This window comes from Candidatus Poseidonia alphae (assembly GCF_943787815.1).
Classification (GTDB): domain Archaea; phylum Thermoplasmatota; class Poseidoniia; order Poseidoniales; family Poseidoniaceae; genus Poseidonia; species Poseidonia alphae.
Map to the genome: position 1 here is coordinate 382637 of NZ_CALSNW010000001.1, position 12814 is coordinate 395450.

The 12814-nt window shown below is 50.0% G+C and carries 10 protein-coding genes; 5 read left to right on the top strand and 5 right to left on the bottom strand.

What is annotated here, in order from left to right:
• Nucleotides 1-101 precede the first annotated feature (101 nt).
• Genes AAA857_RS01735 through orn form a run of 3 tightly spaced genes read left to right on the top strand, consistent with a single transcriptional unit; the run spans nt 102 to nt 4770 of the window.
• Nucleotides 102-812 carry a hypothetical protein gene (locus tag AAA857_RS01735; RefSeq protein ID WP_338172445.1) on the top strand — a complete coding sequence of 237 codons (711 nt, stop codon included), beginning with the start codon at nt 102-104 and terminating at the stop codon, nt 810-812.
• Nucleotides 754-4173, top strand: coding sequence for a hypothetical protein (locus AAA857_RS01740; RefSeq protein WP_338172447.1), 3420 nt, complete (start codon nt 754-756; stop codon nt 4171-4173). Before AAA857_RS01735 ends, AAA857_RS01740 begins: the two co-directional genes overlap by 59 nt.
• 48 nt (nt 4174-4221) lie before the next feature.
• On the top strand, nt 4222-4770 hold the full coding sequence (orn, locus tag AAA857_RS01745; protein ID WP_338172449.1) for an oligoribonuclease: 549 nt from the start codon (nt 4222-4224) through the stop codon (nt 4768-4770).
• On the opposite strand, the gene AAA857_RS01750 is transcribed toward orn, so the two are convergent.
• Together AAA857_RS01750 and AAA857_RS01755 are read right to left on the bottom strand one after the other, a co-directional pair.
• Nucleotides 4761-5633, bottom strand: a complete 873-nt coding sequence (locus AAA857_RS01750; protein ID WP_338172451.1) for an XdhC/CoxI family protein — start codon at nt 5631-5633, stop codon at nt 4761-4763. The two genes, orn and AAA857_RS01750, sit on opposite strands and share 10 nt — an antisense overlap.
• Nucleotides 5634-5667: 34 nt before the next feature.
• Nucleotides 5668-6315 (bottom strand): nucleotidyltransferase family protein, encoded by a 648-nt coding sequence (locus tag AAA857_RS01755; RefSeq protein WP_338172453.1) that lies wholly within the window; start codon nt 6313-6315, stop codon nt 5668-5670.
• A gap of 24 nt (nt 6316-6339) precedes the next feature.
• On the opposite strand from AAA857_RS01755, the gene AAA857_RS01760 reads away from it, so the two are divergent.
• Nucleotides 6340-7116 carry a hypothetical protein gene (locus AAA857_RS01760; protein ID WP_338172455.1) on the top strand — a complete coding sequence of 259 codons (777 nt, stop codon included), beginning with the start codon at nt 6340-6342 and terminating at the stop codon, nt 7114-7116.
• On the opposite strand, the gene AAA857_RS01765 is transcribed toward AAA857_RS01760, so the two are convergent.
• On the bottom strand, nt 7117-8307 hold the full coding sequence (locus tag AAA857_RS01765) for an acyl-CoA dehydrogenase family protein (protein WP_338172457.1): 1191 nt from the start codon (nt 8305-8307) through the stop codon (nt 7117-7119).
• A gap of 18 nt (nt 8308-8325) precedes the next feature.
• Nucleotides 8326-9459, bottom strand: a complete 1134-nt coding sequence (locus AAA857_RS01770; RefSeq protein WP_338172459.1) for a sodium:calcium antiporter — start codon at nt 9457-9459, stop codon at nt 8326-8328.
• A 97-nt stretch (nt 9460-9556) separates the two neighbouring features.
• Between AAA857_RS01770 and AAA857_RS01775 the strand changes: the two genes are divergently transcribed.
• Complete coding sequence (locus tag AAA857_RS01775) at nt 9557-10180, top strand: aquaporin (RefSeq protein WP_338172461.1); 624 nt, start codon at nt 9557-9559, stop codon at nt 10178-10180.
• Here the strand turns inward: AAA857_RS01775 and AAA857_RS01780 are convergent.
• Nucleotides 10171-12774 (bottom strand): transketolase C-terminal domain-containing protein, encoded by a 2604-nt coding sequence (locus tag AAA857_RS01780; protein WP_338172463.1) that lies wholly within the window; start codon nt 12772-12774, stop codon nt 10171-10173. The genes AAA857_RS01775 and AAA857_RS01780 overlap by 10 nt on opposite strands.
• Nucleotides 12775-12814: the final 40 nt, after the last annotated feature.

Genomic DNA, 12814 nt, shown 5'->3' on the forward strand with positions numbered 1-12814 from the left:
AGGTCAACCGAAGGCAATCTCTGGAGGTGTCAAATCCGTACTTTGTCCAAATCCACGGGTGAAATTTTAAGACCTATTGAAGGAAAAAAATATCGATTGACATGGCAGCACCACGCAGAGCGAATCAAGGAGCCCCAAAAAGAACGCAAGCTCCAATGGCCCAACCTACGGCTCAAGCCGCATCGCCCTATCAAGGTGGATTGTCCAGTACGACCCCCCAACCCCTAGCGCCCATTGTTACGGTTGGGCCAAATGCAGCAAAACAGAGTCAAGACATGCTGATGTTGAAACTCTCTCAGGGCGTGATGATGGGAATCGGGTTCCTCGCAATATGGGGGGGAATCTTTAGCGTTGCATTTGATGAAGAGGCGACAAACGACAATTTCCTTGTTCTTTTCATCGGAGGGTTAGCTTCGTTTTTAGTCTCCATAGGCATCATTGAACTGCAGAGTAAAAAGAACGACCACAAACTGTATGACATCCACAATTACTTCCTTGGTATTGCGTTCTTCTTCTCCACCATTGGAGTCTTGTGGGGTACACGATACATGATGGGAGTCATGACAGGAACATTTGAACTCAGTTGGTTCGGAAACCCTGACCGAATACACCGAGACGGACTGGGCCCCCAATGCGAACGGAATTTATGCCCAACTGGCAACATGTATCTTGTTGACCTTCGGTCATTTCCGCCTCCTCAAAAGATATTCCGGCGATACCGGATTTGGATGGGGTGTCGCCACCTACGCGCCGATGGCGATCCTCTTGGCGGGAGTGGGGCCTTGGATACGCTGGTCCGGGAATGTCGTTAGTTACGAACTCGGAATCAGTATCATTGCCATCTCCATTGTTTCGATGGAAATGGCTCTGCGTTCAAACAAGGCTCTCAACTTCGGAGTTGTTGCATTCGCCTCTGGGCTCGTCCCGCTTGTCTATGAATTGCTGAATGATGTCCCCGATGCCGAAAAAGGAGGAGCACTCTCACTGATGGTCTTCATCATTGCTTTGCAGGGCTATTACGCTGCTCGTAGCGATCTACGAAAAGAAGTGATGGAACGAGCCTCGTTTTTCCTCGTAGGACAGGTTGTAGTGGCGATCCTTGTCACTCGTTCAGGAGATTTGAACCTCATTCTTGGCCCGTTTAGGTCTGCTGAATATTCATCGTTGACGTCCTATGTATCCCTCCCCGTTGTTCTTTGGTGCATGATGCTCCTTGCATATTTCCCTGCGGTATTGCAACAACGCGTCCCGTGGATGCCGATTGGGCTTGCCGTCAGTTTAGTAGCACTTCCAACCGCAACCTCAACCGTCCCGTGGACGCTGAGCATCGTGATGATCCCGTACATGCTGTTCATCTCAAAGGTCGCTAGAGAATGGGTGGTTAACATCACAGTTCTTGCGTTTGGAGTGTCCTATCTACTCACAGACTTCGGAGGAGTCATTGATGAAATCACTCCAAAAGAAACGTTCGGTGGGACCATCCTTCACATCGTTTTGCCCATCTTCATCGTCATCATCTCAGAAATGGGCCGACGACAAGAAAAAATCACCATCCCAGTTTCGCTTGGTTTGCTCGGCACCGTTGTATGCTCTCGAGCGATTCTTGACCCAGAGTGGTTTATGCCGTGGTTATTCATCGGATACATGTTTTACCTCACCATCGACATCGCTCTCAAGTGCGATGAAGAAGATTTCAGTAACCGCAAAGAACTGACTCTTTCGGCTGGTTTCACTTCACTCATCATCCTTTTATTGGGATTGTTCGACAAGTTGAAATTGCCTCCTGGCGACATCTTTGATAAGATTTCACCGGACGGTCTCGAACCGCAATTCCTCATATTGGGCATAGCTCTTTATTCACTCTCACGAATCATTGCAACAAAGGAATTCGACCTTGGGTCATTGCTTGCTTGGTTGGATCAAGGGTCTTTAAACACCCCCTCATATGACTCTGAAACAAACTCTTGGGTAGCACCGGCAGAAGAAAAGGAGAAAACATTGGACAGTCTTCTTGAGAAGATGTGGACTCCGCTTGCTCGAATTTCGTTGCTCTGCTCCCTCCTTCTGTTCACGTTGAGTATTGTATCCGTTACTGCTTACGTCAACAAACCGCAGTGGATTCTCCTCATCGCCATACCCGTGGGAATCTTGGTTTGGGAAATTTATCAAATGGAACGAATTGATTCAAAGACCAGAGCTGCAGGAGTTGGCCTACTCGTAGCCATTGCGCTTCCAGTGGCCATTGAACTGCAAGATGTTGCCTACTACCACATTCCTGCTGGAAAGATGTTGATTGCAGGGATTTTACTTGACCTTCTCCTTGTTTCTGCCCCCCTCATCGTCAACGCAATTATCTCAAAGCGAGGAATTGACGAAGAAGGCTTGAATTTTTATGCTGACGCTACAGCATACGTTCTCTTGCTGATCCTGGCAACATTGGATTCATCTGGAGGGTTATTATTTGTTCCAATCCTCTTCCTTGTGATGTACCGAACGGTTCAACATCGACATTACGGAACCGCCTTATTTGCCCCATTTGCGGTCCTTATCATGGAAAACGATTGGTTCTCAAGAGTGGGAATCACCAACAAAATCCTAGAAGGGCTACCCTTAGACATTGAGAATTACCTGAGAGATATGCATCTTGGACCGTTTGCAGCGCTATCGGGAATCTTTGTTGCTGTTCACATGACCCTCATGCTCTTTACGATGTATCGTGATTCAGAACGCTCGGGTGGATATCAAGAACTCTTGGCTCTGCTTTGGCTGGGGCTCGCCTTTTTGTCGGTTCTTCCCGACGGATATTGGTTGCCGACCATCATCACCTACCTCATCATGTCCTACCTCTGGTACACGGAGAACAGCACTGCTTTGCCTTACATGTTGGGCATTCTGTTCTTTTCCCTCTTCATTGGGTTCGATAACAGTGACAGTTTTACAAACATCAATGCCGAGAATGCGTGGGCATGGAGTGGGTTCGTCGCTGCATTGAACGGTGTGGTTTTTGCAATCATGCATCAAGCCAATATCTTATTCAAGGCAGATGCAGATGATGAGAATGAACAAAAAACACAAGACACAACAGCACTCTTGAGCCAACAAATTGCAAGCATTGGTTTCCTCATCAGTTACGAAATATTCTACGGAATTGGCCCACTCATCGCTCTCATGATGATTGGATATTCTACATTCAAGAAAGGACAGACAACCAGCCTTCTGTTGTTCCCACCGCTTCTCGCCTTTGCAGCAGTGAACATCATGATTCAAGGAAACGTTGGCGATAGCGAACTTCACGCGACGATGGGAGGGGCCATCTTGGCCTTCCAAGGAATCATGTTTACCCTGTTGTCCAACAAGGATGATCTGGTCTACGATTGGGAAAACGTGGAATGGGAGTCAAATGACAGTTTCTTCCAATTCATGGACCGTCTCGGTATTGCTGGAGTCGCATACTCTGTAGTTGGCCTCTTCTTGGCCTTTGACGCCATTGACTTGGATTCATTTGCCTACATCGCCATTACGGTTTACCTCGTCATTCTGGGCATTCAGGGATTCAGCGAAGAAAACGATGCACGATGGCGTCGTGGAATCGGTGGATACGGTTCTGTGTTGACCTCGTTCCTGTTCACTACAACCATTGAAAACGATCTCTTCGGAGCCATCGGAGTTGTGTTGATGGGTATCCTAGCTCTTGGATTTGGATTCCTCTTCATGCAACGAACCAACACGGAAGGCATCTACGATCAAGCGATGTTGCCCGATGACGCGCCCGCGCCTGCACCAACCGTAGAACAAGGGGGAACACCCGCTGTTAAAGCAGTGGAAGAAGAAAAGAAGGCAGAGGAAGTCGTCGCCGAAGTTGAACAAACCAAGGAAGAAGATGAAGTTTCAGCAGATCCCATAGAAGAGGTTGCTGAAGTTCCTGACTCCGTCGTTCAAACTCCGCCAGCAGAACCAGAACCAGAACCAGAACCAGAACCAGAACCAGAACCAGCCCACTCTGGCCTTCTCATGACAAAGGAAGGGTTCGCAGTCCGATTACCTGCTGATTCGGTGAACAACATCATCAAGTCTCTTGAGAAAACACCTCACGACGGATTTTTGCCGGTGGTTGCCTTTTCCCCAAGCGGTCAAATCGTGTTGAACTTTGAATCAAAAACCTCGGATGCTTGAACTTCAATCCTGCGAACAACAAAGACCTGAGCCCACTCAGGGCAAAGCATGAGTGAAACATCTCAACGGATGGTTTGGATTGACCTCGAAATGACCGGGCTTGACCTTGAACGTGAGTCCATCATTGAGATTGCTACCGTCATTACTGACAGTGAACTGAACATCCTAGCCACTGGCCCGAATCTAGCGATTAACGTTCAACAAGAACTTCTTGACGGGATGGATGAATGGAACACAAGGCACCACCATGGGAGTGGATTGGTGCAACGTATTCATGAAGAAGGTACGGAATTGGGGGATGCGGAACGGGAAACGGTCGAATTTCTAAAAGAGTGGATTGAACCGGGAACTGCTCCTCTTTGTGGGAACAGTGTTTGGAACGACCGACAATTCCTTGCCAAAGAAATGCCGGCGATTTTAGAGATGCTTCATTATCGGATGGTGGATGTATCAACCATCAAGGAACTTGCTCGCAGATGGTATCCTAAGACTCCCTTCTACGCGAAGAAAGGGGCACATTTAGCCCTCGATGATATCCTCGAATCCATTGAAGAGTTGAAGCACTTCAGAACGAATTTGTTCGTCCCTCAATCTTGACGCCACGTTGGCTCAGTGGGATCTTTTCTCTTGAAGGCAGACATGATTTGTGCGACCACTGCTACAGCAATCTCTTCAGGTGATTCCGCACCAATGTTCAATCCAATGGGACAGATCACCTGGTCCAATAGGGTACTGGGCAAACCACGACCTTCACATTCAGCACGAAAAGCCTGCCATTTTGACCGGCTACCAATCACCCCAACACGCGGGGCAGTGGAACCATCCAATGCCACGCCATCTTGATTGAACAAACCCAACAGACCAAGAAGCCGTTCTTGGTCTTCACTCCAATCGTGCCCGAGGAGCAAGACGTCTGAAAATCGGTTCATGGACTTGAGAGATTCATTGGAAAGAAGCGCCTCAATGTCCTTGGAAGAGAGGGCCACTGCGGAAGGATACAATTCGCTAGAAGCAAATTCAGGCCGTGTATCGTGTACGGAGTACGACCAGCCAACTTGGTCAAGCAGTGTTGCAATCGCTTGGCCGCAGTGACCGCCGCCCATGAGGAATACGTGGGGCATAGGAATCATCACTTCAAGCGAGAGGGTGACTTGCCCACCGCATAACGAATCAAGGGGTTGCACTTCATAGCCCTTCGCCCCTTTATTCAGGCCGTAGGTCACCACTTCTGCGACGGGTATTGTCGACTGCTCGAGCAAGATTTTGCAACGATTGAGGACCTTTAGTTCCAAGCCAGCCCCCCCAACGGTTCCTTCCCAACTCAAATCAGGAGCGGTCATCGCTAGACGAGCACCCGTTTTTCCCGGAACGCTACCTGAAGTATTCAACACCGTTGCAAGTACAACCTTGTGTTGTGCATTCAATCGGCTCAAGGCCCATTGGAGTACACGAGCCGTCATGCACAACCCTCTCGGCTTGCCCTCATATCCCTTGTCATCGCAAAAAATAGGCGTGCAGTTCTGCCGCATCTTCTTGCAAGTTGCTAAGTGATTCTGGCGTATCGATGTTCAGATGGAGCCATGGTCCATGGACCGTTACTTCCTTGAACGAAACGATGTCACGCAATGGCGTAGCGCTGGAAACAGACAATATGCGCTCAAGGTCATCGCCATTAAGAACCACTGGGTGGCCCTTTCTTCCTTGATGGATTGGGCACACCGACTCGTCATGGCCCGTCAAGGCCTTCACTAAACTTGCATTCCAGCCGGGGCGGTCAACGGGCGCCATGACCACCTTCCGAGGCAACCTTCCCAGTTCGGAATGAAGCGAAGAAATACCGTTCTGAAGGCTACCGGTGCGTCCCGCTTCGGGGTGAGGGTTGATGCTCACAATCGCATCGGGGACCGCCAAGAGCACATCAACAGATAACTCAGCCCGCGTAACCACAATGATGGGTTCGCAGCCAGCCGCCTTCAGGTTCTCATATGCCCACCGGACCAATGGGGTACCTCCAACGTTAACCAACAATTTCGGTTCGCCGAGTCGGGAACTTGCCCCTGCTGCAAGGATAATGCCAGGTACAGAGCGAGCCATGTTCGCTCCAACCGTTGCCGACCAATTGCTTTTCCTCTTTTCCTTCAAATAGAGTCAACCGCAAAACCTGACATGAAGGTATGGAAAATACCCCAATCATGGACCGTCCAAAAGCGGGCTGCTCATGACCGTGGACTTGAATTCCTCAAGTCCATTTGCGATTCATCGCAACACTTGGAGACTTATGCGCTCCCAAACGGACTTCCATCGGTCCGGATAAAAGGTAGTTCAAGGCGTTGGTATTCACTTCAGGCGGTGCCTGAAAAAACAATTAATCAAAACTTGATCGGTGAAATGGAAGATGGAGTCGTCTGGGGTTTTGACGTTCGCGCAGCCCCTCGAAAAACCGACCTTTTGACCCTAAACGATTATTCTGTACGCCTTTGCATTTACCCTGAACATGGAGGCAAAGACCTCCCCATTGGAGACCAACTTGCAACCCTTGCACTCGGACTGAGAGACGACCGCAGAACAGCAGTACGTATCGGTTTGCTCGCACAATTTGTCATTGCTCCACGAGAAGCTCTCCTCGACGTGTACAAGTTTACTGCGGAAGGTGCCATGTACAACGATGAATTGTTTTATGATGATGATGAATTTGAGTACGAACCCAATCCACGTCGGCAAGCTCAACAGCGTCTGATTGACCTTACTTGTGAAGCAGACCAAATCAGTGAAACGTTTGCTGACGATGACCAAGCCTCTGCAAATGAACATGAGTACATGAACTTCCAAGAATGGTTTGACCGAAAGGAAGAAGTGGCATACACAAAGGAAGAGGTCCCCTGGCATCACGATGAAAATCAGATTTGGGACATCGAAGAAGCGCTTATTCGGGGTTTGGATTGATCAGAAATCCTTGGTGATTTCACGGCCGATAATCATCCGTTGAACTTGAGATGAGCCTTCGTAGATTTGCATGACCTTCGCTCCCCGCATCAAGCGGGCAACGGGATACTCCTCTGAGTAACCGTAGCCGCCATACACCTGAACCGCATCGGTCGTTACTTTCATGGCCATGTCTGCCGCAAAGCGTTTTGCGTGGGCAGCAGACTCAGTGTTGCGGATTCCATTGTCAAATTCGGATGCAGATTTCCATGTAAGCATTCTCGATGCCTCAATGCTTGTTTTCATATCTGCAAGCATAAATTGGACGGCTTGATGTTGGTGAAGAGGTTTACCGAATGTTTTGCGCTCGTTTGAATAATTGAGAGCGTGTTCGTAAGCAGCCCTTCCCAGACCCGTTGCATGTGCAGCGATGTTGGGGCGACTCATGTCAAATGCTTTCATAGCGTTCATCCATCCACCGGATTCAGAGCCTCCAATCAGATGACTTGCAGGGATTCTCACGTTGTCAAACGAAAGAGATCGGGTGTCTGAGCATCGCTGACCCATGTTGGTTTCTTTCTTTCCAAGAGTGAACCCTGGTGTGTCTTTTTCCACAATAAAGCCAGACATACCTCGGTAGCCAGCGTTAGGGTCTGTTTTGGCCAAAACGAAAAAGAAATCCGCATATCCCGCTCCAGTAATCCACATCTTTGAACCGTTCAAAACGTATTCATCACCGTCACTGATGGCGGTAGTTTTGAGTGCTGCAACATCAGAACCTGCTCCTGGTTCAGTGATGGCGTAGGAGGCAAGGGCCCCTTCTTCAGTGACTTTACGAAGCCAGATGTTCTTTTGCTCCTCTGTTGCTCCTGTGATAATTGGAGCACAGGCAAGAGCGGTCGCGTAGGCTGCAGTTGCAAAACCAGGGTCGCCCCATGCCAGTTCCTCGTTAACGAGGACTTCCTCGAGCGAGCCAAGGCCTGCGCCGCCATATGCTTCAGGAATGTGAAGGTTAAGCAACCCCATCTCATGGGCTTGACGAATGGTCTCAATCGGATAAACTGACTCTTCATCCCAATGTTCTGCCTTTGGACGAATTTCATCCACTGCGAACTCATGAGCGAGTTCTTTGAGCATGGTTTGCATCTCATCGAGTTGGAAGTCGACCATGATGTTCCCAAGAGCCGCTCCCTTAAGGCGATTAGGATTCATTCTCCGAGGTTGTTTCCGTCAAAGAACAAGAATGCCCTGCCGGTGTGCGACAAGTAACCCCAAAAAGATAAGATAAAAGAAAATTAGGGCAATGCCTTCCCAGCGCTTGAATTCGTATTGCGAACGCATCATTCCTAAGGCAACCATGGTTCCAAGAACGGTTGCTGGGATAATGAGGTGCATGGTCAATGGATAACCTTCGGCGGTCAATGACAATGGGAAGACCATGGCGGCAAGGCCAACAGAAAGGAGCGGGTCGGTAATGTTGGACCCAATGAGGGCTCCGATGGCAACGCCTTCACTCCGTTTTGCGGCCATAAAGGCGATGGTCAGTTCGGGCAAAGAGGTTCCTAATCCTGAAACAGTCGTTCCGACAACTGCATGCGGGACGTTGAGTTCATAAGCCATGTCACTGGCGATTTCTACGAGGTGGTGAGCTGCAAATAGGGCTAAAACAAGGCCGAGTGTGACCATGACGATATATGACGCAGTGGTCCAGTTTGACACCCGTTCAACGGGACTCTCTTCGGTCATCTCTTCTCGCATGATCTCCTCACGATTCGACAACAACCAATAGATGTAAATTCCGTAAAGGCTCACAAGAATCAATCCTTCAAGACTGCTCAGCACCCCTCCAGTGTTCAAAAAGAAGGTGAGGAGGAGAATCGAACCGAGCATGATCAAACCGTCTCTTTTGAGCCAAGAGGGGCGGATTTTTACACCACGAAACGTCACAACTACGCCAAGAATAAACGTGATTTGGACGAGAATTGAGCCGAAAATCCCCCCAAGGGCGAAGTCTGCAAATTGAGCATCTGCTCCTCGGAAGCGCATGTCTGCAGCCGAGGTAGTCGTAACTAAAATTTCTGGAAGTGAGGTGCCTATAGAGACAATGGTAAGGCCAATAACAACCTCTGGAAGTCCTGCCCGATAAGCCAGGCCCTTTGCCCCTTCAATGAAAAAGTCTGCAGATTTAATCAGCAATGCCATGGCCAATATGAGAAGTGTAATGGATACCGGGATGCTGTCCAAATAGACCTCATCGATGCCTGTATGAATCCCAACGAGGCCTAAAAACAAGGCTCCATTGATGAGAAGAGTATTGCTGAGGACCAACTGCGGAATGCCCATGACATTCTTTTCATCCCCCATGGTTCTTCCAAGGGAATACCCTTCTTGACCGTTCGCATGGTTGTCCTCGTAGTAATGGTGCAAAATGGTTTCAAGACGAGGACAACTCGCCCACACCATGAGCCGCCAAGCGTTCTTTGAATTTCTTGGCACAGCACTGATGGTTGGGCTTGGTTGTGGAAGCATATTCTACGGCGCAAGCCATGCTTGGATTTCATTGACTTTTGCATTCGCGGTCATGCTCGCTATTCTTTTGTTTGGCAACCTGAGCGGAGCCCACATCAATCCCGCAGTTTCCATCGCTTTTTGGAGGGAAGGAGAACTTGAAAACAGCCAACTGCTGCTGTACATTGCTGGACAGATGACAGGAGCACTTGTTGCTGCAATTGCACTTGGTGGCGCAGGACCAACGGTGGTAGCCTCTCACCTTACCCTCATTGAGGCGTTCGCGATTGAAGTGTCCATCTCCTTGCTTTTGATGTTGAGTATCTTTGCCGTTGTACGGACTGAACCTTCCATCGTCCTCCTTGCCGTGTGGGTTGGGGCCACCGTTGGAATTCTTGCATTCCTCACCGGACCAGCGACTGGAGCGAGTATGAATCCAGCACGAACCTTTGGTCCAAATGCCGTTTCAGGATTGTGGGCAAGCCTGCTCTTTTACGGAACATCTACGGTGCTTGGCGCCTGGTTTGCATGCGACATCAAGCGGATTACCTTTCCAAAGAAGCAACGTCAAGATTGAACCGATGCACGAAGCATTGTGATCACGTACTCAAGCGATGGAACGGTATGGTTTTCCAATGGTGGAGAAAACGGCACGGGTGTATCCAATGCGCCAATGACGCAAGGAGCAGATTCAAGTTCGTAAAAGCACTCTTCCATGATTCGTGACTGCACCGTGTGGCCAAGTCCACCCGACCATTGACCCTCTTGGAGAATCACCAGTCGGTTTGTTCGCTGAACCGATTGTATGCATGTTGCTGCATCAAATGGAATGAGTGTCCTCAAATCAATGATTTCGACTTCAATGTCTTCCTCTGCAAGCTTTTCAGCCGCCTGCAATGCAACGTGAACCATAGCGCCCCATGTAACGAGCGTCACATCACGGCCACCTCTGATGATATTGGCTTGACCAATGGCCAAGTTCTCTCCGGCCTCAATACGTTTCTTCACGGATTCTGTGTCCACATGTTGATTGATGTTCATGCCCCAACCGGTCAATCCTCCTCGCAGACCGTAAAGGCCAATGTGCTCGAGCATCAATACCGGGTCGGGGAGGTGAGAGGCTTCAACGAGAAGGTCATAAGCATCTTGAGGGGTTCCTGGAGCAAGAACGATGAGACCCGGATCATTTGCAAACCAGGATTCAATCATGTTTGCATGGAATGGCCCAGAGCGCGTTCGGGCTCCGAGTGGAATGCGGACGGTCATGGGACAATCTGCACCCCAGCGCCAGCGAAGCATTGAGGCGTTATTGATGAGGGCATTGAAGCCCAATGCGGCGAATCCACCAAATTGGATTTCAACCATTGGACGCATACCCGATAATGCAGCACCAATTCCGGTATGAACGATTACCGCTTCGCAAAGCGGCATGTCAACCAACTTGTCTTCATGCCCTGCATTTTTTAGAGCCATATTCATTCCAAACGCACCGGCAACTTCCATGTCTTCTCCGATGAAGACGCAGTCTTCACCGAATGTTGTTGCGATATCAGCCATGGCTTGCTGGATGGCTCGTGCATAGGTCCAGCCTCCTTTTTCCGCATAGACGAGCTGGGTTTCACCGAGGGCCAAAGGACCTGCAGTTGAGGGTTGGCGTATCGTGCCCTGATAGCGGTGTTGACGGTCCAAGTGAGTGTCTGCATCATGAAGAGATGTTACGCCTTTGGTTACAGTTTCCGGCAGAGGCCATTCCATTGCATCAAGATCGGTCCGTGCAGTATTGACGCGTTCCTGTTCCTCCTGTTCCATGGTAGTGAGGTCGTGTTCGTGAACCCCCAAATCCAAAAGCAAGTTGCGATGGTTCGGTAGCGGGTCTTTTGCCTCCCAATAGGCGAGGAGGTCGCGGTCAACGTATCCCGGAGGGGTTCCGCTGGGATTGCCGAGATACAAATCATCGTGGTGATGAGCATGACCGCACCCCCGCATGGTTTCGACATGGATGAGCGTCGGACCGCCTCCTGCAAGAGAGAATTCGCGTGCTACTGCTGTTGAGGCATGCCAGGCGGCTGGGTCTGAGCCGTCAATGGTCCAAGATGGAAAGCCCATTGCTTCGGCTTTATCCGCCCATAATTCAACACCAGATTGTTTCGCAGGCGGGGTATCAAGAGCGATCTGATTGTTCTGAAGAATGTAAGTGATGGGTAGACCGCGTGCTCCTGCAAGATTCATCGCCTCCCAGAACTCCCCACTGGAAGAGGAACCTTCCCCGATACAGGCGACGTGGAACCTTTCTAGCCCCTTGCGCCATGCTGCAAAAGCCAGTCCAGTCATCGTGACGCTGGCGATTGGAAGCGGTGCGGTAGGTGGTAGAACGCCCACATGCCATGCACCGACGTGAAGGTCACGTCCTCCTGCATTCTCCCATCCACCGTTTTGGTTTGAGCCCGCTTTACCAAGGTTCGCAGCCATCACGTCAAGGGCAGTATCGCCCATTGCTAGGCCGAGACCAATATCTCGAATCATTGGAGCAACCAAGTCACCGTCGTATCCTTGCCCAGGCCGAGCGTCGCGAGGAGCATCGGGCTGTCGCTTGAGAGCAGTAGCAACAGCGACGACGCCTTCCTGCCATGTTGACCGGAACCCTTTGCCCCCAAAGGTCCCTCCATCTGGTGTTTCAACACCTTCGGTAAACAGGTCCTTGAGTGAGGTATCGAGGTAGCGTGTGCGGGTCATGTAGCGCTGCCATTCCATACGATGATCAACCGTGATGGCCATGTAGTGTGCGAGACGGCGAAGCATCAAACGCATGTCAATGAGGAAATGTGTTCGACGACGCTCAAGCATGAGTTCCATGCTACGTCGAGGGATGACTTCTCGCTCAAGTTCCTCCTTCAGAGAGGTTGTAGCTTGCTTCTTCATGCCTCGTTCAAGACCGTTCAAGAACCGTTTCGAGAAGGTATGCCATGACGGCCCTTCGAACTGATTTGGTTCGTTGCTAACCACATGGTCCCAAACGTTAGCAACGAGGAAAAGATGAGCGTCATGCCGTTGAGCGACAAAGGAGAGAACTTCTGAACGGGCGGCCTCCTGAACGAGTGGCTGAACGAAATTAAGTGGTTCTTTTGGAGTCCAAACCGAACCGAAAATTTGTGGTAGTTCACCCTGAGTCATAACGCCACCTCAACCCTGCCATGAAGCGGTTCGTTTCAAT